Origin of the sequence: Halorussus marinus, from assembly GCF_004521895.1 — an archaeon.
GTDB classification, from domain to species: Archaea; Halobacteriota; Halobacteria; order Halobacteriales; family Haladaptataceae; genus Halorussus; species Halorussus marinus.
This window is the reverse complement of the sequence record NZ_SBIR01000002.1, coordinates 228,831-249,453: the sequence shown is the minus strand read 5'-3', so window position 1 is coordinate 249,453 and position 20,623 is coordinate 228,831. Positions and strand designations below refer to the sequence as shown.

General features: G+C 70.1%; 22 protein-coding genes and 1 tRNA gene. 13 read left to right on the top strand and 10 right to left on the bottom strand.

Annotation, left to right across the window (positions count from 1 at the left end; all coding sequences use genetic code 11):
* Positions 1 to 16: 16 nt before the first annotated feature.
* The 3 genes from EPL04_RS03510 to EPL04_RS03500 form a co-directional block, all read right to left on the bottom strand.
* A complete protein-coding gene (locus EPL04_RS03510; protein WP_134669461.1) occupies positions 17 to 1,702 on the bottom strand; it encodes a TrkH family potassium uptake protein in 1,686 nt (561 codons plus the stop codon).
* 1 nt (position 1,703) lies between these two features.
* Positions 1,704 to 2,405 (bottom strand): potassium channel family protein, encoded by a 702-nt coding sequence (locus EPL04_RS03505; protein ID WP_134669460.1) that lies wholly within the window; start codon positions 2,403 to 2,405, stop codon positions 1,704 to 1,706.
* A gap of 65 nt (positions 2,406 to 2,470) precedes the next feature.
* Positions 2,471 to 3,091, bottom strand: a complete 621-nt coding sequence (locus tag EPL04_RS03500) for a hypothetical protein (RefSeq protein WP_134669458.1) — start codon at positions 3,089 to 3,091, stop codon at positions 2,471 to 2,473.
* Positions 3,092 to 3,253: 162 nt separating this feature from the next.
* Between EPL04_RS03500 and EPL04_RS03495 the strand changes: the two genes are divergently transcribed.
* The 3 genes from EPL04_RS03495 (at position 3,254) to ncsA (ending at position 6,322) form a co-directional block, all read left to right on the top strand.
* The gene (locus EPL04_RS03495) at positions 3,254 to 4,045 is read left to right on the top strand and encodes a lycopene cyclase domain-containing protein (RefSeq protein WP_134669456.1); all 792 of its coding nucleotides are present in this window, start codon (positions 3,254 to 3,256) and stop codon (positions 4,043 to 4,045) included.
* Positions 4,042 to 5,067 (top strand): Brp/Blh family beta-carotene 15,15'-dioxygenase, encoded by a 1,026-nt coding sequence (locus tag EPL04_RS03490; RefSeq protein WP_209019554.1) that lies wholly within the window; start codon positions 4,042 to 4,044, stop codon positions 5,065 to 5,067. Before EPL04_RS03495 ends, EPL04_RS03490 begins: the two co-directional genes overlap by 4 nt.
* Before the next feature lie 259 nt (positions 5,068 to 5,326).
* Complete coding sequence (ncsA, locus tag EPL04_RS03485; RefSeq protein WP_134669452.1) at positions 5,327 to 6,322, top strand: tRNA 2-thiolation protein NcsA; 996 nt, start codon at positions 5,327 to 5,329, stop codon at positions 6,320 to 6,322.
* 59 nt (positions 6,323 to 6,381) lie between these two features.
* On the opposite strand, the gene ftsZ is transcribed toward ncsA, so the two are convergent.
* The 3 genes from ftsZ to EPL04_RS03470 all read right to left on the bottom strand — a co-directional run bounded on the left by ftsZ (position 6,382) and on the right by EPL04_RS03470 (position 8,547).
* A complete protein-coding gene (ftsZ, locus tag EPL04_RS03480; protein WP_134669450.1) occupies positions 6,382 to 7,638 on the bottom strand; it encodes a cell division protein FtsZ in 1,257 nt (418 codons plus the stop codon).
* A 2-nt stretch (positions 7,639 to 7,640) separates the two neighbouring features.
* Positions 7,641 to 7,823, bottom strand: a complete 183-nt coding sequence (locus EPL04_RS03475) for a ribbon-helix-helix domain-containing protein (RefSeq protein WP_134669448.1) — start codon at positions 7,821 to 7,823, stop codon at positions 7,641 to 7,643.
* 181 nt (positions 7,824 to 8,004) lie between these two features.
* Positions 8,005 to 8,547 (bottom strand): double zinc ribbon domain-containing protein, encoded by a 543-nt coding sequence (locus tag EPL04_RS03470; protein WP_134669446.1) that lies wholly within the window; start codon positions 8,545 to 8,547, stop codon positions 8,005 to 8,007.
* A gap of 267 nt (positions 8,548 to 8,814) precedes the next feature.
* Between EPL04_RS03470 and EPL04_RS03465 the strand changes: the two genes are divergently transcribed.
* Positions 8,815 to 8,888 (top strand) — tRNA-Tyr (locus EPL04_RS03465).
* Positions 8,889 to 9,128: 240 nt separating this feature from the next.
* On the opposite strand, the gene EPL04_RS03460 is transcribed toward EPL04_RS03465, so the two are convergent.
* Positions 9,129 to 9,677: a homing endonuclease associated repeat-containing protein gene (locus tag EPL04_RS03460; RefSeq protein WP_134669444.1), complete on the bottom strand. Its 549-nt coding sequence runs from the start codon at positions 9,675 to 9,677 to the stop codon at positions 9,129 to 9,131.
* A 289-nt stretch (positions 9,678 to 9,966) separates the two neighbouring features.
* On the opposite strand from EPL04_RS03460, the gene EPL04_RS18985 reads away from it, so the two are divergent.
* Positions 9,967 to 10,353, top strand: coding sequence for a type IV pilin (locus EPL04_RS18985; RefSeq protein ID WP_209019553.1), 387 nt, complete (start codon positions 9,967 to 9,969; stop codon positions 10,351 to 10,353).
* A gap of 199 nt (positions 10,354 to 10,552) precedes the next feature.
* Here the strand turns inward: EPL04_RS18985 and EPL04_RS03450 are convergent, their stop codons facing one another.
* The 3 genes from EPL04_RS03450 to EPL04_RS03440 are packed head-to-tail and all read right to left on the bottom strand — an operon-like array spanning position 10,553 to position 14,226.
* Complete coding sequence (locus EPL04_RS03450; RefSeq protein ID WP_134669442.1) at positions 10,553 to 11,998, bottom strand: hypothetical protein; 1,446 nt, start codon at positions 11,996 to 11,998, stop codon at positions 10,553 to 10,555.
* Between the two features lie 52 nt (positions 11,999 to 12,050).
* The gene (locus tag EPL04_RS03445) at positions 12,051 to 13,640 is read right to left on the bottom strand and encodes an ATP-binding protein (protein WP_134669440.1); all 1,590 of its coding nucleotides are present in this window, start codon (positions 13,638 to 13,640) and stop codon (positions 12,051 to 12,053) included.
* A gap of 52 nt (positions 13,641 to 13,692) precedes the next feature.
* Entirely contained in the window at positions 13,693 to 14,226 is a 534-nt protein-coding gene (locus EPL04_RS03440; protein ID WP_167599402.1) for a redoxin domain-containing protein, read from the bottom strand.
* Between the two features lie 92 nt (positions 14,227 to 14,318).
* On the opposite strand from EPL04_RS03440, the gene EPL04_RS03435 reads away from it, so the two are divergent.
* The 8 genes from EPL04_RS03435 to EPL04_RS03400 all read left to right on the top strand — a co-directional run bounded on the left by EPL04_RS03435 (position 14,319) and on the right by EPL04_RS03400 (position 20,569).
* On the top strand, positions 14,319 to 14,651 hold the full coding sequence (locus tag EPL04_RS03435) for a hypothetical protein (protein ID WP_134669436.1): 333 nt from the start codon (positions 14,319 to 14,321) through the stop codon (positions 14,649 to 14,651).
* A 62-nt stretch (positions 14,652 to 14,713) separates the two neighbouring features.
* Complete coding sequence (locus tag EPL04_RS03430) at positions 14,714 to 15,916, top strand: M24 family metallopeptidase (protein ID WP_134669434.1); 1,203 nt, start codon at positions 14,714 to 14,716, stop codon at positions 15,914 to 15,916.
* Between the two features lie 46 nt (positions 15,917 to 15,962).
* Entirely contained in the window at positions 15,963 to 16,586 is a 624-nt protein-coding gene (locus EPL04_RS03425) for an HAD family hydrolase (protein ID WP_134669433.1), read from the top strand.
* The gene (cbiB, locus tag EPL04_RS03420) at positions 16,583 to 17,518 is read left to right on the top strand and encodes an adenosylcobinamide-phosphate synthase CbiB (RefSeq protein WP_134669690.1); all 936 of its coding nucleotides are present in this window, start codon (positions 16,583 to 16,585) and stop codon (positions 17,516 to 17,518) included. The genes EPL04_RS03425 and cbiB overlap by 4 nt, the downstream gene beginning before the upstream one ends.
* Complete coding sequence (cobS, locus tag EPL04_RS03415) at positions 17,509 to 18,273, top strand: adenosylcobinamide-GDP ribazoletransferase (RefSeq protein ID WP_245154518.1); 765 nt, start codon at positions 17,509 to 17,511, stop codon at positions 18,271 to 18,273. The genes cbiB and cobS overlap by 10 nt, the downstream gene beginning before the upstream one ends.
* Positions 18,273 to 18,842, top strand: coding sequence for an NTP transferase domain-containing protein (locus EPL04_RS03410; RefSeq protein ID WP_209019559.1), 570 nt, complete (start codon positions 18,273 to 18,275; stop codon positions 18,840 to 18,842). Before cobS ends, EPL04_RS03410 begins: the two co-directional genes overlap by 1 nt.
* Positions 18,829 to 19,839 carry a threonine-phosphate decarboxylase CobD gene (cobD, locus tag EPL04_RS03405; RefSeq protein ID WP_134669429.1) on the top strand — a complete coding sequence of 337 codons (1,011 nt, stop codon included), beginning with the start codon at positions 18,829 to 18,831 and terminating at the stop codon, positions 19,837 to 19,839. Before EPL04_RS03410 ends, cobD begins: the two co-directional genes overlap by 14 nt.
* Positions 19,832 to 20,569 carry an adenosylcobinamide amidohydrolase gene (locus EPL04_RS03400; RefSeq protein WP_134669427.1) on the top strand — a complete coding sequence of 246 codons (738 nt, stop codon included), beginning with the start codon at positions 19,832 to 19,834 and terminating at the stop codon, positions 20,567 to 20,569. Before cobD ends, EPL04_RS03400 begins: the two co-directional genes overlap by 8 nt.
* Positions 20,570 to 20,623: the final 54 nt, after the last annotated feature.

Genomic DNA, 20,623 nt, shown 5'->3' with positions numbered 1-20,623 from the left:
TTCCGGCTCGGTCACCTCAGCGCGGATCGAGGCCGTAGAGGAGCGACCGGCCGAACACCAGTATCGGGATGATCTCGAGTCGGCCGATCCACATGTTCAGGACGAACATCCCCTCGGCGAGCGGCGGCATCTCCGGCCCCGTGATCCCCGACGAGAGCCCGACGTTCCCCTGCGCGCTGGCCACCTCGAACAGCGCGTCGGCCAGCCCGAAGTCGGGGCCGACGACGTTGATCAGGACCAGCGCGCTCGCGACGAGGAGGCTTATCCAGAGGAGGCTGACGATCGCGGCCTCGCTGAACTCCCGCTCCATCTCCTCGCGGTCGAGCGTTCGGCCGTCGATCGTCGTCGTGACGACGGCGCTCGCGGGGAGGAACACCCGCGAGAACTGCCAGACGATGCCCCGGCCGATGGTGTACGCCCGGACGATCTTGATGCCGCCGACCGTCGATCCGGCCGCCCCGCCCACGACCATCGCGGTCGAGACGATGAGCTTGCCGCCCGCGCCCCACGCCCCGATGTCCGACGACTGGAAGCCGGTACACGAGAGCGCGCTGATCCACTGGAACACCGAGTCCCGGACCGCGGTGGTCTGTGGCGCCGAGAGGCCGACCGTCTGCAGTCCGGCGTAGTCGGTCGCGTCGAACGCCTCGGTGACCACCCCGGCGTTCTGGATCGAGAGGACGACCACGCCGGCACCGAAGAGGACGAACAGCCACCGTGTCTGTAAGTCCTCCCAGAACAGCTCTATCTCCTCGTTCGCGAGGATGCCGTAGTGGATCGGAAAGGCGATCGCTCCCAGCGACATGATCGGCAACAAGACGGTCTCGATGAGGGGCGAATCGTAGGTCGCGATCGAGTTGTCCGTGACCGAGAATCCGCCGGTTGCCAACCCGGTCATGGCGTGGTTGAGCGCCTGCCAGAACGCCTCCCACGTCGGTAGCTGGGAGCCGTAGTCCGACAGGGAGATGGCGACGAACATCGCGAGGACCGAGAGGCCGGTGTAGACCACGAATATCTTCCAGACCGTCCGGACCGTCGAGATGATGCTCGGGTGGATCCGTTCTTCGCGCGCCTCGCTTCGGTAGAGGGCGTAGCTCCCGCTCCCCGGTCGCGCGAGGATGGCGGTCGTGAGCACGATGACGCCGACGCCACCGACCCACTGCATGAACGACCGCCACCACTGAATCGTCCGCGGGAGCGTCGGCTCGTGGACCGCCATCGTCAGCCCCGAGCCGGTCCAGCCGCTCATGCTCTCGAAGAACGCGTGCAACGGGTCACGGAAGTAGACCAGACTCGACCGGGACTCGGCGCCGAGGATCCTCACCGCCTCGTAGGCGTCGGGTCGGGGTGCGGAGGCGACGTACGTCTGCATGACCTCGATCGGCGTGAGATGGGCCGTCAGGACGAACGGGAGCGCGCCGAAACAGGCCACGAACAGCCACCCCGCGGCCGCGATCACCATCCCGTGTTTCATCCGGGGGTCGGGCGCGTCCGCGAACGCCCGACGCGCTCCGAGTCCGACCGCGGCGGTAACGACGGCCGCCCCGAGAAACGACGCCGCCGCGTACCACTCGGCGAAGAGGACGGCGACGCCGACGGTGATGGCCATCAGTCCGGCCTCCATCGCGATCAGCGAGCCGACGTCGCGAGCGATGATCGCGAGGTCCGAGGAGAGTCGGCCGGCGAAGCGATCCGCCGACATCTCAGTGTTCGTCGGGATCGACGCTGTGGTCTTCGAAATGGCCGAACACGTCGGTCACTTCGGGCGTCGCGCCCTCGCCCGAGTACACCGTCACGAGATCCCCGGCGTGGATCTCGGTGTTCCCGCGGGGCGTGATGGGGTGTTCGTCTCCGTTGCGCTCGATCGCGACGACGAGCATTTCCTCTTCCAGCAGGCCCTTGGACGCCGCCTGTTGGATCGTCTCTCCGACGATCGCGGCGTCTTCGCCCACGCGGATCTCGAACACCTCGGCCTCGTCGCCGATTCGCATGTAGTCGACGATCGAGGGGCGTTTGACCGCACGGTAGAGGTACTCCGCGATCAGCCGCTGGGGGTTCTGCATCGTGTTCACCCCGATCCGGGCGAACAGGTCCATGTGCTCGGGGTTGTGGACGACCGAGACGATGTTCGGAACGTCGAGTTCCTTCGCGAGGAGGCTGACCATGATGTTGGTCGCGTCTTGATCGGTCGTGGAGATGAGCGCGTCCGCACGGTCGATGCCCGCGTCGAGGAGTGTCTCTTTCGTCGTCGCGTCATCGTGGAGGACGAGACAGTCGTACACCGAGGCCGCGCGTTCGGCCTTTTCCTCGTCGCGTTCGATGACGACGACCTCGTTCCCACCGGCGGTGGCGATCTCGATGAGCGGCGTCCCGATGTTCCCTGCGCCGACGATCACGATATACATCTTCGGTCACGTTTTCGGGGCACGGACGAAAAGATACCGTTCTCGGACCGCGCGAGCGACCGGCGTCACTCCGGCAGATCGGACCCGGACCCGCCGAACACGCGTCCGAGGACGCCCCGCACGAACCCACAGACGCGCTGGCGGAGCGGCCCGACCACCGGGTTCGCGCCCCGTCCCAGATACGCCCGGGGGAACGTCACCGGCTCGCCCGCCAGGAGGTCGAGCGCGAGCGCGACCGCACGGTGGTTCCCGTCGGCGACCGTGACGGGCACGCACCCCCGGCGGGTGGCGAGGACCAGCGGACCGCCCGGCGGGTCCGCGCGAAACCGCCGGATGCGCTCGACGTCGACGCCGGTCCGAGCGGTCAGCGCCGCCGGGTCCTCGCGAGCGACCCGTCGGGCCGCCCCGAGGACCGTGTCGTCGGGCGCGAGCGCCCGCCACCGGAGGCCGTCGACGCCGTCGATCACGCGGAGGCGCGAGAACGTCTCGCGGTCGAGAGTCAGTTCGTACCACTCGACGGGGGCGTCGCGCCAGACGAAGGCGGCCGCCCCGGGCTTGTGGTCGAGGAGTTCGTCGAGCACCGCCCGCTCGGAGAGGCCCTCGACGGGGTCGCGGTCGGTTTCGGCGTCGGTCCGCTCCATCCGGAGCCACTCGCGGAGGACGGTTTGACGAGAGACGCGCCGCATTCGGGGGTCTACGTCCCGGAGCAACTCAGTTCCATCCCCGCGACCGGGGGCCGACGCCCCGAATCGGGCGCCCGGACGCGAGTCGTCCGCGGCTTCCGAACCGACTTTGACGGGGGCCTCCCAATCCGGTCCCGTGTGCCGGCTCACGGCGGCCGATTCACCATGACGAGCCCAGTCACGTATCTCGACTTCCTGATCGCCGCCCTCGGGCCGCCCGCGCTCGCGCTCGGAGCGGTCGTGTTCGCCCGGCGCGAACGGCCGTCGCGAGCGGCCGCCGGAATCGGCGCTCTGGTCTGTATCGCGGTCTCCTACACGGCGCCGTGGGACAGCTACCTCATCGGACGGGGCGTCTGGCGGTACGGCGACGGCGTCGTCGCGGCCCGGTTCGCTCGGGTGCCCCTCGGTGAGTGGCTGTTCTTCGCCGGCCAGACCGGACTCACCGGCCTGTGGTACTACGCTCTGGCCCCGCGGATCGATCCCGCGTTGCCGGCAAGCCCCGACGCCCGGACGGTCGGCGCCGCGGTCTGGGCCGCGCTGGCGGTCGTCGGCGCCGCGCTCGCGGTCGCGTCCGATGGGACGTACTACCTCGGGATGACGCTCGTCTGGGCGGCCCCGGTCGCCGCGTTCCTCTGGGCGGTCGGGGGCCCCGTGCTCTGGTCGGCCCGCCGGCTCGTCGCGGTCGCGGTCGCGGTCCCCTCGGCGTATCTCTGGGCCGCCGACAGGTTCGCTATCGGCCGCGGCCTTTGGACGATCTCGGCCGACCACAGTACGGGTCTGGCGGTCCTCGGACTTCCGATCGAGGAGGCGGTCTTCTTCGTCCTGACGAACCTCCTCGTCGTTCAGGGGCTGGTGTTGTTCGACTGGACGCTCGCGCGGGCGGCCGATCGCGGGGCGGGCCACGCCGTCGAGGGACTGGTGCCGGGCACAATGCGGGTGAGCAGGCGGTGGCGGTGAGCTACCCCACGCCGGTTCGGCGCGCACTCGTGAGACTCGCGGTCGTTCCCGCCGTCGCGGCGCTTGGGCTCGCGGCGGTCCCGTTCGCGCTCGGCGTCGACGTCCCCCCGATCGCGCGGTATCTCCCGTTCGCGGTCAGTTTCGTCGCCTTCGGGCTCCCCCACGGCGCGGCCGACCACCTCGCGGTCGCGCGACTCGGCGGGGAGCGGCCGCTCGTCGCGGTCGGCGCGGCCTACCTCCTCGCCGGCGGCGCCACTCTCGCGGGCTGGCTGGTCGCGCCCGCGGCCGCGTTCGCGGGGTTCATCCTGCTGACGTGGTACCACTGGGGGCAGGGCGACTGTTACTTCCTGCTCGCGGTCGGCGGCGACCACCTCCGGACCCGGACCCAGCGGGCGCTCGCGATCGCCGTTCGAGGCGGGCTTCCGATGGTGGTCCCGCTGGTGGCGTTTCCGGGCGTGTACCGCGAAATCACCCGCGCCACCGTGGCGCTGTTCGACCCGTCGGCCGCCGACGCGCTCGGGGCCGCCTTCCGCCCGGAGGCGAGACTGATCGCGGGCGGCGCGCTCGGGGCCCTCTCGATCGGTTCGATCGCGCTCGGCTACGCTCGTGCTCGGACGGGCGAGGACGCCTCCCAATCGCGGCGGGGGTGGCGGATCGACGCGGTCGAGACCGGCTTCCTGTGGGCGTTCTTCCTCGTCGTTCCGCCGGTGGTCGCGGTCGGACTCTACTTCTGTCTCTGGCACTCGATCCGACACGTCGCCCGACTGGTGGTCGTCGCCGACGCCGGGACGGCGCTCGCCGACGGCCGGATCGGCGCCGCCCTCGCCGGGTTCGGGCGCGACGCGCTCCCGAACTCGGTCGGCGCGGTCGTCGTCCTCGTCGGGCTCGGGGCGGTCGCGCCCCCGGACGCGAGCCTCCCGTCGCTGCTCGGGCTCTACCTCGTGTTGCTGGCGGTCCTGACCCTTCCCCACACGCTCGTCGTTACGTGGATGGACGCCCGCGAGGGCGTCTGGTCGCGGTAGTCGCGGTCTGGGTTCTCGACTCCGGTCACTCGCCGTCGTCGGTCACGATCCGGATCACGCTTCTCGTCGCAGTCGTCGCCGATGCCGATACACGCGACACTGCTGATCGAGCGCCCCGGTGGCCCACAGCGACACCCCGGCCGCTGTCGACGCCCGCTCGACACACCGACCCGGCCGAATTACGATTTGCTATCGCCGGATCCGGTTTACGCGCCCGGAGGCGAAACCGTCAAACGCTCGGGACCGAAAGTGTCGGGCGATGGACTGCGACAAATGCGGCCGCGAGGCGGTGATGAACGCCGCCTACTCGGGGCTGCACCTCTGTGAGGATCACTTTCTCTCGTCGGTCGACAAGCGCGTCCGCCGCCGGGTCCGCGAGGACAACCTCGTGCCCGACGACGCTACGCCCGAGGAGCCCGAAACGTGGGTCGTCGGGCTCTCGGGGGGGAAAGACAGCGTCGTCCTCACCGACATCCTCCACCGGACGTTCGAGCGCGACCCCCGGATCGAACTGGTCGCACTCACCGTCCACGAGGGCATCGAGGGGTACCGCGACGAGAGCGTGGCGGCCTGCGAGGAGCTGACCGCGGAGCTCGGAGTCCGCCACGAACTCGTGAGCTACGAGGAGGAGTTTGGGGTCCGAATGGACGACGTGGTCGAGGACGACCCCGAGAACATGGCCGCCTGCGCGTACTGCGGAGTGTTCCGTCGGGACGTGCTCTCGCGGTACGCCGAGGAGTTGGGCGCCGACAAGCTCCTGACGGGCCACAATCTCGACGACGAGGCCCAGACCGCGCTGATGAACTTCCTCGAAGGTGACCTCGCCCAGATCGCCAAACACTTCGACGCGAGCCTCGGCGGATTCGACGAGCGCGGGGCGGGCGAGGATCCGACCCGCGAGGCGGGCGACCACTTCGTCCCGCGGGCCAAACCCCTCCGGGACGTGCCCGAGAAGGAGGTTGCGCTGTACGCCCACCTCGCGGATCTGCCGGCCCACATCACGGAGTGCCCCCACGCGAGCGAGGCCTACCGCGGGGAGATCCAGAGCCTCCTCCACGACCTCGAGGAGAACCACCCGGGGACCCGCCACTCGATCATGGCCGGCTACGAGGAGCTGGCGGCGCTGGCCGCCGAGGAGTTGGGCGCCCGCGAGGGCGGGAGCGCCGATCTCGGGGAGTGCGAGCAGTGCGGGGCCGCCACGACCCGGGATCGGTGTCGGAAGTGTTCGCTGCTCGACGCGCTCCACGCGGCCTGAGACGGCCGCTCGTCCGTCGGTGAGAGACCCGTCGGAGAGAAAAGCGGTGCGGGACCGACTCAGCGAATGACGTCGAGCCCGTTGTTCTGCTCTACCTCGTTTTGCCCGCCGTCGCTCTTGGCACCCCACCCGCCCGAGTCGCCGGTGGTCTTCGTCGACCGGTCGGTTCCGCCGAGGCTCTCTTCACGGGACGAGCCGCCGGTGGCGCCCGTTTCGAGGTTCTGGCTGGCGTCGAACGACTGGGCGTCGACGTCGCGCATCTGCTCGCGGGACTTGTCGGCCTGCTGTTGGGTGCTCGGGCCGAGGACCTGGGCGCTCTGGACGCCGGTCATGATGGCCATGACCCGGACCTTCCCCTTGTAGTTGTCCTGAATGCGCGCGCCCCAGATGACGTTGGCGCTGGCTTCGAGTCGCTCGGTGATGTTCGAGGCGATCGACTCGGCCTCCTTGAGCGTGAGGTCCGGACCGCCCGTGATGTGGACGAGCCCGCCCGAGGCGCCGCGGTAGTCGACGTCGAGCAGCGGGTGGTTCATCGCGTCCCGGACGACCTCCTCGGTCTTGTTCTTATCCTGGGTCTCGCCGACCAGCATCACCGCGACTCCGCCCTGATTCATGATCGAGGTCATGTCGGCGTAGTCGAGGTTGATGAGGCTCGGCTGGGTGATCGTCTCCGAGATCCCCTTGACCGTCTCGGCGATGATCTGGTCCATCACCGAGAAGGCCTTCCCGATCGGCAGGTTCGGGACGTAGTCGAGCAGCCGGTTGTTGTCGAGCACGATGATGGAGTCGGCCTCGTTGCGGAGCTTTTCGAGCCCTTCCTCGGCCTTCACCGTCCGTGCGCGCTCGACGTTGAACGGGGTCGAGACCATCCCGACGACGATGGCGCCCTGCTCTTTGGCGATCTTCGAGACGACCGGGGCCGCACCGGTCCCGGTGCCGCCGCCCATGCCCGCGGTCACGAACACGAGGTCGGCGTCGCCGAGTACCTCCTTGATCGTGCCCTGGGCCATCTCGGTGGCTCGCTCGCCCATCGAGGGGTCCCCGCCCGCGCCGAGGCCGTTGGTGAGGGACTTGCCGACCAGGATCTTCGTGTCGGCCTCGATCATCTTGAGGTGTTGCTTGTCGGTGTTGATCGCGACGGTGTCCGCGCCGTCGACTCCGATGTTGTACAGTCGGTTGACCGTGTTGTTGCCCGCGCCGCCACAGCCCACGATCACGATTCGAGGGTCGCCAAACTCGTCGCCGTTGGTGTCGGCGTCCAGCTCGCGGTTCTCCTGTTCGGCGTTCTCCAAGGCGTCTTGCACGATGTCCTGCATGCTTACACCTTGGCCCACGACCGCTTGTTCGTCGTCTGCTCTGTCGTGCCTTCGTCGTGTTCGTTGAGCATGTCGCGGACCGCGGCCCGAATCGCCTCGCTACGGTTCGGGAACTCCCCGGTCTCGACCATCTGTTCGACCTCCTCGATCTGCTGTTTCGGAATGCGAAGTGTCACACGCTCCATATTTTGTATTCCCCTTGAGGTAAGACGGCATGCGGATGCTCACACAGCCTGTCTTACGCCGCATCCGCCCGGAGCGCGGCCGTACGCCGACTCTCGGGCGCCGTGTAAGACAACCGTCTTACGTGGGCTAACCCACATAGTCAGAACTTAAATAATTAACGGCGAGTAGTAAAACGGCGTCTTACGTTCTGTCGAGGACGTCGGCCGCGGGCGTGCGCCGGCCACAGCCCGGACAGAACGCCCAGTCCGACCGAACCTCGTCGCCGCACTCGCAGAAGGCGCGTCGCGAGGCCTTCTCCCCGCAGTTCGGACAGTAGACGTGATCGTCCGACAGCGACTCCCCGCACTGGCCACACTCGCGGTCCCGCTCGCTCTGTCGGTCGCGGTCGTCCGTGGTGTCCGCGTCCCGGGCCGACTCGTCGGCCGCTCGCTCCCGGACTGCGCCGTCGGATTCGAGCGTGACGTTGACGTTCACGTCCCGACCGCCCTGCGGTCTCACGGACGAGCGGGCCTCGGGCTCTCGAGCGTCGAGGCGCGCGGCGACGAGCTCGTCGACGCGCTCGGCGAGGAGGCCGTCGAGACTCTCCTCGGCCCCGCCGGACGCCTCGCTCTCGGCGTCGAGATACGCCCGGAGCGCCTCGCGCATGACCTCGCTCTTCGACTCGTCGAGGGCCTCGATGCGCTCGATCAGGTCCTCGTCCGCGCGGAACGTTATCTTGCTCATGTAACTGTTCGTCACGATGTCGTCGCCCCCACCACTTCAATCTTACCGAGCGTCTGACACTGCCGTCCCGATTCGATCCCGCGTTAACACTCGAAAGTGTCCGTAAACGCGACTCCGAGCGCTTCACGGTCGGCTCTCTCGTCTCGGTCGCCGTCCCGTGCGCCGATCGACCCCGGTTCGCGAGGCGGCGTCCGGTCGGTAGCCGACGGCACGCCGTCGTCGAATAATAACCCTTAAGTCCGACAGACGACCTACGGTGAAACACGCCCGCCCTTAGCTCAGACTGGTAGAGCAGTCGACTGTAGATCGACTTGTCCCCCGTTCAAATCGGGGAGGGCGGACTTCTCCCCCGGTCGTTTCATTGTTGGTCGAGTAGCCGCCCTCGTTCGATCCCCGCAGGACCCGAGATAGTTCGATGGGTGTCCAAATCGGGTCCGCGCCGTCGTGTCTTTGGATGTTGCCCGAGCGGTGGACCAACTACGCATTTTGCGACTGACGGCTCTGCGTCCCGCTGGAACAGGTAACACCTCTCTCGATCCTGAGAGGGACCCCGACGAAGCGGAGGGGGAGCGACCGGCGTTCTATTCGAGGAGATCGGCTTTTTCAAGCGCCTCCATCCACGACCCGAATCGGCGATAATAGGTCACGTGACCGTACGCCCCGTCTTCTGCCATGTCGGTCACGCGCGGGATGCCGTCGACGTCCTTCGCCAGCCGGCGGAGTTCGTGAAGCAGTCGCTCCTCCGGGATCTTCTCGGTTTCGAGCATCGCTTCGGTTTTCGCGTCGTTCCACGACCCGAAGCGGTTCTGGTAGGTCTTGTACGAGTACTCTCCGTGCTCGTCGAGATCGTACCGCGTCGGCGATCGACCGAGCTCCTCCGCGAGTCGCTGGAGTTCGCCGAGGAGTTCGTAATCGGTGTACTGCTTCGACCCGATCTCGCCGGGATCGAGGTCGGCGGCTTCGAGCGCGGCCTCCCAACTTCCGAACCGTTCGACGTAGGTCTCCGGGTGGAAGTCCCCCCGCTCGTGCATGTCCACGACAGTCGGCGTCTTCCCGAGCCGGGCCGCGAGCGCGCGGAGCGCGACCTCCAGAGTCTCCTCGCCGGGATCTGTCGCGGTGCACTCGCTCATCATACGTCTGTTTCTCGAACCTAGCTTAAACTCTTTTATCACGGACAAGTCTTCGCTCTATTTTCACATCAGATGAAGAAATGACATAAACTCTGTTTCATATAGAGAAGTTTTTATATACCCTTGGTGCCAAAATCTGAACTAAGCACGTATCACCACAGAGAAGTGTCGGACGTGGGGCGGCTTTGACAGGCTCTCCCCGCCGACGGACCAAAGTACTCGGTCGTTCGGCATAAAATGTGCGGCCACTTCTCAGAGATGATACCGTGCCAAACGAGAAACACAATACATGAACTTCAAAACCTTATTCACGGACGACGAGGCGGTGAGCCCGGTGATCGGGGTCATCCTGATGGTCGCCATCACGGTGATTCTGGCCGCCGTCATCGGCACGTTCGTGCTCGGCCTCGGCGAGAACGTCAGTCAGAATGCCAGCGCAGGCGTCTCGGAAGTTTCCGGCAATGATTATGGAGTGACCCTGAACTCGCTTGGTCCTAGTACGGAGGGGATCAAATGTTCAGGAGTGGAGGACTTCAGCAGTGCAGACAGCGATGAATACACAACGAGTGTCGGATCGACGATTAATTGCAATGATGCAGATGGAGGTTCTGCCTCCGCTTCGGTCGTTGCTTGGGGTTCGGATGTCCAGAACGCGACCGTCTACACGTTCGACTAACAAACGGTAGATAAACCCGTATTTTATTCTGGCTGAACACGAGCTGTAGGGACGCTTTGCATCAGTTTACTTTTTCAGCTATCCGACGGAATCCCGGCACTCGTATTCGCTCAACGACACGGTGTTCGACGACCGATACAAATTCGCCTGCCGTTCGCATTCCGCTTCTCGGAGTCTCCGCACGCGATGCCGCTCCGGCTCACTCCGAGTCGCCCCGGTCGGACGCTCCGTCCCGACACCGGAGGTACGCGTACCCGCCGGCGACGCCCGCTCCGAGGCCCGCGCCGCCGAGCGCCGCCAGCCACGGGGACCGCCCGGCCGAGACGCGTTCGAGCGACCCGGTTCCGTCGTCGGGCGCGGTCGCGGTGTAGCGGTGGACCTCGCCCGGGCCGATGGACGCCGAGGTCGTCGCGTCGAGGCGGGGCGCGTCGTCTGCTACCAGCGCTTCCAGCGTGTACTCGGTCGCGCGCCGGCCCGCGATCCGGATCCGATACGTGCCGGGCGCGAAGCCGTAGCGGTACCGCATCCGGGCGTAGGCGCTTCGCCCCCGGTCCATGTACGTCGCGGTGTCGCGTCCGAGCGGCCGATCGTTCGGTCCGACCACGGTCAGCGACACTCCCGGCGAGTCCACGACGAACAGCGCGAGCCGGAACGCCGCCTCCCGAAGTCGATCGGGGTTCGCCGCCAGCAGTGATCCCGGCCCGGGCGCGGTCTGGGCGGCGACGAGACGGTCCCGTCGGTTGAACACGAACTCGCCGTACTCGCCGTCGTACCGCCGGACGGTGGGTCGATCCCCGGCGGTGGCGACGTCGATCGCGGGCGGTTCGTCGACCCGTTCGTACCGCCGGGCGGGGTAGTTCGGATCGTAGACGAACAGCCGAGTTCGGTCCGAGTCCCGGCGGTAGTCGTACACCAGCACCTGGTGGGCGCGACGGTGGTCGCGATCGAACAGCGTGACGCTCGCGGTGTCGAACTCGTCGACGACCGACGTGACCCGATCGAGCTGGCGCCGGTAGTCGATCAGCTCCGGCGCGGCCATCGCCCGCCGGCCGAGCCACGCGTGGACGTTCAGAAACTGGGTGAGCTGATATAGGTCGATCTCCCGGCTCGCCGGCCGGCCGTCGTCGCCGGCGGGCGCTTCGGGATGGGCGAGGTCGCTCGCCACCGACCGACCCGCGCGGAGCGTGTCGGGGTGCTCGTAGTACTGCTGGGCGGCGAACACCATCCCGTAGCAGTGGCCGTCGGTCGCGGACTGCTGGTTCACCGAGACGTAGAGCTGTTTGGCGATCGCGTCGAGGAGCGCGCCCGGCAGGTCCCGGACGTTCACGCCCGCGTCGGCGCGGACCGACTCGGGCCACCGCCGGCCGAGCACCCGCCGAATCTGCTCTTCGTCGACGGCGTCGTGATCGTGCTCGGGATACGCGGGATCGCTCGTCGACCAGTTCCGGAAGCCGAAGCCGTGGACCGCCGGGTCGAAGCCGTCGGCGTCGGGGCCGCCCCGCCTCGACACGCCCCGGCGTCCGGTGCGACTGCACGCCCGATGGTCGGCTCTCGGCGTTCGATCTCGGGCGGTCGCGGCGCCGACCGCGAGCAGCGAGGCCGCCGCCGTCCCCAGGAACCCCCGACGGGTCGTTCCGGATCGCATCCAGTGCGTTCACGCCCGCCGATCACTTATTTCTAGCGTAGCTGAAATCAGACTATCGCGGCCAGGGACGCGTATCAGATCCGAACCACTCGGTTCCCAGACTGTACAGGAGGCCGAGGCCGAGCCCCCAGACGAGGTGGCTCGCGAGCGACGGCCACGCCAAGTTCGGCAGCGGCGCCGAGATCCCGACCAGCCGCAGCCACGTCGGCATGACGACGCCGGCCGCGAACGCCCAGAGGAACGCGCCCCAGCCCGCCCCGACGAGCAATCGGCCGCGCCGGCTCCTGCCGTACCGTTCGGGGACGACAGCCAGCATCGCCGCGTAGATCATCCCGAACACGACGCTGTGGAACTCGTGGGTGATCCAGCCGACGAGCGGGTTCGCGACGCCGTACAGCGCGCCGATGACGGGGATCGACCCGCCGGTGAGCTGATTGAACACGCCCATCGCACCCCCCGCGAGCACCGACGCGCCGACCGCGACCGTCAGCTCCGACGGCGAGACGCCGTACGACGAGACGCTCTCGGTCGGGGACGCCGGCGCCGGCCGGCTCGCCCGGACCAGCGTCACTTCGATGGTCGTCCCGTCGTCGGTCACGGTCGTGTGTACGTCGCCGTGGAACCGCTCGGCGAGCAGGCGGACTGCGTTGAGGCCGAACCCGCTCGACGGGTCGTCGTGGTCGGTGATGGCGCCGTCTTCGAGGATCTCGCGGTGGCGGGCCGGCAGTCCCGGTCCGTCGTCCGCGATGCGGACGGTCGCGCGACGCCCGCCGACGGTCGCGTCGATTTCCACGCGGGGCCGGTCGGAGCCGTCGTACGCGACGGCGTTCTCGATCAGGTTCTCGAACAGCTGGTCGAGCCGCTCGTTGGCCCACACCTCGACTCCCTCCGCCGGATCGACAGCCAGCGCGTACTCGGCGTCCGGATACGCCGCCCGGACCGACTCGACGCTCGCCCGCAGGCACGTCGCCAGCCCGACCGGCTCCAGTCCCCTCCCGGCCGATCGGCCCGTCTCGGTGAGGTACTCGACGTCCTCGATCGTGTCCACGATGTGGTCGGACCTCCGGCGGATGACGTCGGCCGACTCGCGTTCGTCCCCGGGGCGCTCGCGGTCGGCGATCGCGTCGGCGTACCCGCCGATGACGGTCACCGCGTTGAGGACCTCGTGGCGGAGGATCCGGTTGAGGGTGACCAGCCGGTTGGCCTGCGATCGGAGCTGGCGCCGCCGGCGCTCGGCCCGGGCGGCGTAGACGCCGGTCAGCGTCCCGCCGACGCTCCCGCCGATGAGGAAGTTCGAGAGGTACGTCTCCGACAGCACCGGCGCCATCCCGTCGACGCCGTCCGGGTTCGAGCCAAGCACCGTCAACACCACGAGCAGGAGCATCGCGCCGGCGCCGACCAGACACCAGGCGGTGGTGGTGCGGACGAACGCGCGGTCGAACGGCCCGACCACGAGCGCGACGCCGAACGCCGTCAGCGAGAGTCCGAGGACCAGCGGCACCAGCCCCGAGAGGTAGAACGCCCGCGGCTCGTCGTAGATCGCCAGCGTCACCGTGAACCGAGTCAGCAGAAATCCGACGCCAGCGACCCCGAGGCCGCCGAGAGTCGCGTTTCCGGCCGGCGATGGGGTCGACCAGCGCATGCTACTCGGCGAAGCTTCCGATTCCCGATACAAATAGGTGTGGGTCCCGCGATCACGCGAGTCCGAAGGTCTCGGTGGTCGGGCGACCGAGCACCTCGAGGACCGACTCGTAGAGGTCCCGGATCTGGGCCCGGGCGTGACTCCGTCGGGCCCGATCGGCCACCCACCGGTGGCGGACCACGCCGTCCGAATCCACGAAAAAGCAGGCCGGGCGCGCCCGCGGGGCCACCCCGAACGCTCGGTAGGTCACGCCGTACGCCCTCGCGATCGAGAGGTTCCGATCCGAGCAAAACGGGTACGGGACGTCGAGGTGCGTGGCGAACTTCCGGTTGGTCCGGGGTCGCGCCCGGTTGACGCCGACGACCCGGACCCGATCGTCGACGGTGAACCAGCCGTACTCGCCGACCGCCGACTCTTCGGCGAACGGTTCGAGTCCGAAGTCGGTGGGCTGGAACACCAACAGGACCGCGCGGTCCTCGCACAGCGACGACAGCGACACCGATCGGGTCGTTCCCTCCGAGGTAGAGAGTGGTGCAGTGAACTCCGGCGCCTCCGCGCCGACCGCCGGGCCGCGAGCGTCTGCCATCGGTCTCGTTTCGCGTCGTTCCGGCATAAGTTATTCGTCAGACGCACGTCTTCCGGACGTTTTATCTCCGGCGGGTCGAACGTCCGGTCGTGATGTCGGCGCAACTCGCGGACGCGGCGGTGGTCGTGGCGCTGGTGGGGTTCTACGGCGGTGTCGCACGCGACCTCGGCACGACGGCCGACCTCGTTGAGGCCCGGGTCGGCGTCGGGCTCTCGGTCGGTGCGTACGTCGCGGGCGGGGTCGCGGCCCTGCTGTCGCTGGCGATCGTCGCGATCGAAGCCGCCCGCGCTGGCCCGTTAGCGCTCGACGTCGCCGCGACTGCGGTCGGTCTGTCGGTCCTGTTTGTCGTCGTGTTCGGCCTGTTCTTCCGGATCGGGATCGCCGCCTACGCGGTGGCGCTCCGGGCGGGCCTGCGACTCTCGTGACCGGGTCCCGCGGGGTTGCCTCCACGTCAATATTTAACCGCGGGGGTTGCGTGGTTCGGCCTATGCCGACACGCGTTCCCGAGTCCGAGTTCGCGGACCGCCTCGACGCCGTCCGAAAGCGAATCGCCGACGCCGGCGCCGACGCCGGCGTCTGGTTCGGCGCGACCAGCATCGAGTATCTGACCGGGTTCGACCACATCCAGACCGAACGGCCCGTGGTCCTCGCGGTGACCGACGACCGAGCCGAGGTCACGGTCCCCCGGCTCGAAGTCGAGCGGGTCGAGACCAACCCGTTCATCGACGCGGTCCACAACTACTTCGACTACCCCGGCGGCGAACCGATCGAGGTGGCCGCCGAGATGCTCGCGGGTCTCGACGCGTCGTCGGTCGCGGCCGACGCCGACGGCGCCCCGGGCGCGATGGGCTACGAGGGGCCGGCGCTCTCGGAGTACGTCGACGTCGAGTCCCAGAGCTGGGTCGACCGGATGCGGTGGGCCAAGTCCGACGTCGAAGTAGACCTCATCCGCGAGTCCGCGCGGTGGGGCAACCTCGCTCACCGCTATCTCGCCGACTACACCGAGGTCGGCGAGCACCCCGCGACGGTGAGCCAGCGAGCGTCGATGGAGGCCTCGCGGGCGATGCTCGACGCGCTGGGCGACGAGTACGTCCCGCGCACGCGAGGAGACGGTCCCGCGATGGCGGGCTACATCACCGGCGAGCAGACGGCCCTGCCCCACGGCCACACCGCGAACCGCCGGCTCCGGGAGGGCGACGTGCTCGTGACCGGCGCGAGCGCGAACGTCGACGGCTACCACTCGGAGCTCGAACGCACGATGTTCCTCGGCGAACCCTCCGACGAGCAGGCCCACTACTTCGAGCTGATGCTGGAGGCCCAGACGATCGCCATCGAGGCGCTCGGCCCGGGCGTCCCGCTGTCGCACGTCGACGAGCAGGTGTGGTCGTACTTCGACGAACAGGGCGTGACCGATCTCGCACAGCACCACGTCGGCCACAACATCGGGCTCGGCGCCCACGAGCCGCCGTACATCGACCGCGGATGGTCCGACCACTGCGAGCGACGCGAGGAGCGCGACCCGGCCGACGCCGAGATGGAGCCCGGACACGTCTACACCATCGAGCCCGGGATCTACACCGACGAGTACGGCTATCGCCACTCGGACACCATCGCGGTCACCGAGGACGGCGTCGAGTGGCTGACCTACTTCCCGCGAGACCTCGAATCGAACGTCATCCCGGTCGAGTAGGGTCGACTCCGAGCGATTCAAGTCGGCTTGGACTAATCCCGGAGTAGTGGCAGTTTCGTTCGATCTGTTCGGGACGCTGGTCGAGGCCGACCGGCCGACCGATCCCGCGGCGGCGGTCGCGACCGAACTCCGCGAGCGGGGGGTCCGGGTCCCCGACGATTGGGACGCGGCCTATCGTGAGCGACACGTCGACGCGCCGGCCGGCGCGGAGGTGCCGCTGCCGGCCCACGTCAGTGGGGCCCTCGCCAGCCGCGGCGTCGACGCGCCCGGAAACGCCCCGCGCCGGGCGGTCGTCGCGGCGTTCGATCCCGACGTCGAGACGCGCGAGGGCGCCGTCGCCGCGGTCGCGGCCGCGAGCGATCGGGGACCGGTCGGCGTGCTCTCGAACTGCGCGGTGCCCGAACTCGCCCGCCGGACCCTGATCCGGTCGGCGCTCGACCGCGAGGCCTTCGACGCGGTGGTCACCAGCGTCGCCTGCGGGTGGCGCAAGCCCGACCCGCGGGCGTTCGAGACCTGCGCCGACCGGCTCGGGGTCGGCGTCGAGGCGCTCGTCCACGTCGGCGACGACCCCCGGACCGACGCGGGCCTCGCGGACGCGGGAGGCGAGGCGGTCCTGCTCGACGACGTCGGCCTGACCGAGTTCCCGGCGTGGCTGGAGGGTCGGCGATGACCGCGGCGGCCGCCGGCGCGGTCGCGGTCGCGATCGTCCTCGACGCCGCACTCGCCGAACCGCCGACGCGGTTCCACCCGGTCGCGTGGTTCGGCTCGCTGGTCGCCTCCTTCGACCGCGAGTGGGTCCGCCCGCGGCTCGCCGGCGCGGTCGCGGCGGTCGCGCTCCCCCTGTTGGCGGCCGGCGTCGTCGCGCTCGCGGTCGCGCTCGCCCGCCGAGTGTTCCCGCTGGCGGGCGTCCTCGTCGCGGGGGTCGCGCTCTTTTCGACCACGAGCCTCCGGCGACTCGTCGCGAAGGCCGCCGAGGTCGCGGCGGCGACCGAGACCGACCTCCCGACCGCCCGCGAGCGCCTCCGGTGGCTGGCCGGCCGGGACGCGACCCACCTCTCGGCCGGCGAGGTCCGGAGCGCCGCCGTCGAGAGCGCGGCCGAGAACCTCACCGACGGACTGGTCGCGCCCCTGCTGGCGTTTGCCCTCCTCGCGCCCGCCTCCGTGGCGCTGGCGGCCGGCGCGGCCGCGTGGGTGAAGGCGGTCAACACCGTCGACTCGATGGTGGGCTACCCGCACAAGCCCCACGGCGGGGCCGGCGCCCGCCTCGACGACCTCGTCATGTGGGTCCCGGCCCGAGCCAGCGCCGGCCTGCTCGCTCTCGGGGCGCTCGCGGTCCGGGACGCCGACGCCGCTCGACCGCGACCGCTCGCGGCGCTCCGGGCGGCCCGCGAGTGGGCCGGCGTCCCCGCCTCGCCGAACTCGGGGTGGCCGATGGCGACGCTGGCGGCGCTTCTGGACGTCCGGCTCGAAAAGCCCGGCGCCTACGCGCTCAACCCCGGAGCCCCGCTCCCGACGCTCGCGGACGCTCGGGGCGGCGTCCGGATCGTCGGGGTCGCGGGACTGCTCTCGTTCCTGCTCGCGGGGGTGGTCGCGTGGCCCTGAACGAGGGGTCGCTCGCGGAGCGTCACCTGACCGCGCTCCGTGGCGCGCTCGGGTTTCTCACGCGCGCGCCGGTCGGCCACGACGAGCGGGCGTGGGACGCGTTCCGCGCGACGCCCGCCGCTTTCCCCGCGGTCGGCTGGATCGTCGGCGCGGTCGCGGCGGGACCCCTCCTCGTCGGGGTCCCCGCGCCGACTGCCGCGTTCGGCTACCTGCTCGCGCTCTACGCGATCAGCGGGATCAACCACGCCGACGGGGTCGCCGACCTCGGGGACGCCACGGTCGTCCACGGCGGCCCCGAGAAACGCCGGGCGGTGCTGAAAGACACCGAGATCGGGGTCGGCGCGCTGTTGGCGCTCGGGGTCGTCCTCGTCGGGGTCGCGCTGGCGGGGCTGGCGCTCGCGCGTCGACCGCCGGGCGGGGCGCTCGGGGTCGTCGTCGCCGCGGAGGTCGGCGCCAAACTCGGGATGGCGTCGCTGGCGTGTCTCGGCCGGCCCGCCCACGAGGGGCTGGGCTCGGCGTTCGCCCGCCACCCGCCCGCCCGACTCGCCGGGCCCGCGATCGTCGCCGCCCCCGTCGCGCTGTTGGGCGCGCCAGCGATCGCGGCCGTCCTCGGCGCGCTCGGGGCCGCGTTCGGCGTCCGGCGGTGGTTCGACGCGACTCTCGGCGGGATCAGCGGCGACGCGTTCGGCGCCGCCAACGAGCTCGGCCGGCTCGCCGGCCTCCACTTGGGGGTGATCGCGTGGACGCTCTCGTGATGTGTGGCGGGCGGGGCACCCGCCTCGACGCCGACGCCGAAAAGCCCCTGTTCGAGGTCGCCGGCGCGCCGATGGTCGACCGGGTCGCCGACGCGCTCGCGGCGAGCGGGCTCGAACGCGCCCACGCCGTCGTCTCGCCCCACGCCCCGGAGACCCGCGCGCACGTCTCGGCCCGCGAGGACCTCGCGGTCGTCGAGACGCCCGGCGAGGGGTACGTCGCCGACCTCCGGACCGCGCTCGACCGGGTCGGGACGCCCGCGCTGACCGTCGCCGCCGACCTGCCGGTGCTCGACGGGGCGGCCGTCGACCGGGTCCGGGACGCCTTCGACGGGCGGTCGGTGACGGTCTGCGTGCCGGCGGCACTCAAGCGCCGACTGGGCGCGAGCGCCGACACCACCTTCGAGCGCGACGGGCGGGCGCTCGCGCCCGCCGGGATCAACGTCGTCGCCGACGCTTCCGAGGAGACCATCTACGAGACCTACGACGCGCGATTCGCGCTCAACGTGAACAGACGATCGGACGCCGACCTCGCCGAAACCCTGCTCGGGGGTGCGGATGGACCCCGATAGCGTCCGGGGGGTCGACCGCGTTCCCCACGGCGGGAGCGACGACCCCGACCTGCTCGACTTCTCGGCGAACACCAACCCCCGGACGCCCGACGGAGTCGATGCGGTCTACGACGGGGCGCTCGACGCGGCCCGATCCTACCCGAACGACGGCTATCCGGCCTTCCGAGACGCCGCCGCCGCCTTCGTCGGCTGTGACCCCGAAGCGGTCGTCCCGACGCCCGGCGGCCTCGCGGCGCTCCGGCTCGCGTTCGCGACCACGCTGGGTCCGGGCGACGACGCGCTGGTCCCGTCCCCGAGCTTCGGGGAGTACGCCCGCGAGGTCCGCCTGCAGGGCGCGACGCCCGAGTTCGTCCCCCACGACGAGGTGCTCGACGCCGACCCCGACGCCTACGCGCTCGCGGTCGTCTGCAACCCCAACAACCCGACCGGCGACGCGTACGACCCCGACGCGATCGAGGCGTTCGCGGCTCGCTGTCGCGACCGCGACACGCGTCTGGTCGTCGACGAGGCGTTCTTGGGGTTCACCGATCGACCCTCGCTGGCGGGCACCGAGGGCGTCGTCGTCGCGCGCTCGCTCACCAAACTGTTCGGGCTCCCCGGCCTCCGGGCGGGGTTCGCGGTCGCGACCGGCGACCCCCGCGAGGCGCTCGGGACGGCCCGGCGGGCGTGGAACCTCGGCACGCCCGCCGCCCGGGTCGGCGCCTACTGTCTGGACCAGTCCCAGTTCGTCGCCGCGACCCGCGACCGGGTCGCGAGCGAGCGCGCCCGGCTGGCGGACGCGCTCGGCGAGCGCTTCGACGTCCACCCCTCCGAGGCCCCGTTCCTGTTGCTCGATACCGGCGCCCGTGATCCCGCCGACCTCGTCGCGGCCGCCCGCGACCGGGGCGTCGCGATCCGGGACGCCACCACCTTCCGGGGACTGAACTCGCACGTCCGGGTAGCGGTCCGCGCGCCCGCCGAGAACGACCGCCTGCTGGAGGTGCTCGCGAGTGTTTGAGACGGCGGTTCGGGACGGCGTCCTGCGACTCCGCCGCGAGGGCGCTCGCTGGCTCTCCTCGGGGTGGGCGGGCGGGCACTGCCGGGCCGACGCCGCGTACAACGTCTCGGTGCCCGAGGGGTTCGACCGGACCGACCTCGACGCCTATCTGGCCGAGCGCCGCGACCGGGTGGGCTTCGACGGGGCGGGGCCGGCCCTGCTCACCGGCGTCGACCTCCGCCACGCCCGGGGGGCGCGGTGTGGGCCGGTCGCGGCGGTCGCGACCGCGGGCCTCTCGAACCCGGCGGCGCTCCCGATCGACCCCGACCCCGACCCCGACCCCGACCCCGACGGCGACGGCGTCGAGCGGTCGAGCGACTCGCCCCGCCACGCGGGGACGGTCAACGTCGTCGTCGGCGCCGACCGATCGCTGGCCGACGGCGCGCTCACGAACCTGCTCGCGGTCGCGGTCGAGGCCAAGACCGCGACCCTGCTCGCCGCCACGGGCTTTCCGGGCACGACCAGCGACGCCGCGATCGCGGCCTGCGACCCGGCTGGCGAGCCGGCGGCGTTCTCCGGGAGCGCGACCGAGGTCGGCGCGTGCGCCCGGGCCTGCGTCCGGGAAGCGGTCTCGGCGAGCCTCGACTCGCGGTACGCCGACGGCGACGGCGACTCGGCGCTCCCCGAGTCGGTCGCGGACGCAGACTACGGGGTCGTGACCGATCGGCGGGCGTCGGTGTTTACACCGTAACCGGCGATACGAAATCGACTGCGGGTGACGGACCGCGGAGGCGCGCCGTCGCGG

Bases quoted from the DNA above. Each gene is read 5' to 3' on its own strand.
- EPL04_RS03510 (WP_134669461.1), bottom strand. From the start codon at position 1,702: ATGTCGGCGGATCGCTTCGCCGGCCGACTCTCCTCGGACCTCGCGATC.
- EPL04_RS03505 (WP_134669460.1), bottom strand. From the start codon at position 2,405: ATGTATATCGTGATCGTCGGCGCAGGGAACATCGGGACGCCGCTCATC.
- EPL04_RS03500 (WP_134669458.1), bottom strand. From the start codon at position 3,091: ATGCGGCGCGTCTCTCGTCAAACCGTCCTCCGCGAGTGGCTCCGGATG.
- EPL04_RS03495 (WP_134669456.1), top strand. From the start codon at position 3,254: ATGACGAGCCCAGTCACGTATCTCGACTTCCTGATCGCCGCCCTCGGG.
- ncsA (WP_134669452.1), top strand. From the start codon at position 5,327: ATGGACTGCGACAAATGCGGCCGCGAGGCGGTGATGAACGCCGCCTAC.
- ftsZ (WP_134669450.1), bottom strand. From the start codon at position 7,638: ATGCAGGACATCGTGCAAGACGCCTTGGAGAACGCCGAACAGGAGAAC.
- EPL04_RS03475 (WP_134669448.1), bottom strand. From the start codon at position 7,823: ATGGAGCGTGTGACACTTCGCATTCCGAAACAGCAGATCGAGGAGGTC.
- EPL04_RS03470 (WP_134669446.1), bottom strand. From the start codon at position 8,547: ATGAGCAAGATAACGTTCCGCGCGGACGAGGACCTGATCGAGCGCATC.
- EPL04_RS03460 (WP_134669444.1), bottom strand. From the start codon at position 9,677: ATGAGCGAGTGCACCGCGACAGATCCCGGCGAGGAGACTCTGGAGGTC.
- EPL04_RS18985 (WP_209019553.1), top strand. From the start codon at position 9,967: ATGAACTTCAAAACCTTATTCACGGACGACGAGGCGGTGAGCCCGGTG.
- EPL04_RS03450 (WP_134669442.1), bottom strand. From the start codon at position 11,998: ATGCGATCCGGAACGACCCGTCGGGGGTTCCTGGGGACGGCGGCGGCC.
- EPL04_RS03445 (WP_134669440.1), bottom strand. From the start codon at position 13,640: ATGCGCTGGTCGACCCCATCGCCGGCCGGAAACGCGACTCTCGGCGGC.
- EPL04_RS03440 (WP_167599402.1), bottom strand. From the start codon at position 14,226: ATGGCAGACGCTCGCGGCCCGGCGGTCGGCGCGGAGGCGCCGGAGTTC.
- EPL04_RS03435 (WP_134669436.1), top strand. From the start codon at position 14,319: ATGTCGGCGCAACTCGCGGACGCGGCGGTGGTCGTGGCGCTGGTGGGG.
- EPL04_RS03430 (WP_134669434.1), top strand. From the start codon at position 14,714: ATGCCGACACGCGTTCCCGAGTCCGAGTTCGCGGACCGCCTCGACGCC.
- cbiB (WP_134669690.1), top strand. From the start codon at position 16,583: ATGACCGCGGCGGCCGCCGGCGCGGTCGCGGTCGCGATCGTCCTCGAC.
- EPL04_RS03410 (WP_209019559.1), top strand. From the start codon at position 18,273: ATGTGTGGCGGGCGGGGCACCCGCCTCGACGCCGACGCCGAAAAGCCC.
- cobD (WP_134669429.1), top strand. From the start codon at position 18,829: ATGGACCCCGATAGCGTCCGGGGGGTCGACCGCGTTCCCCACGGCGGG.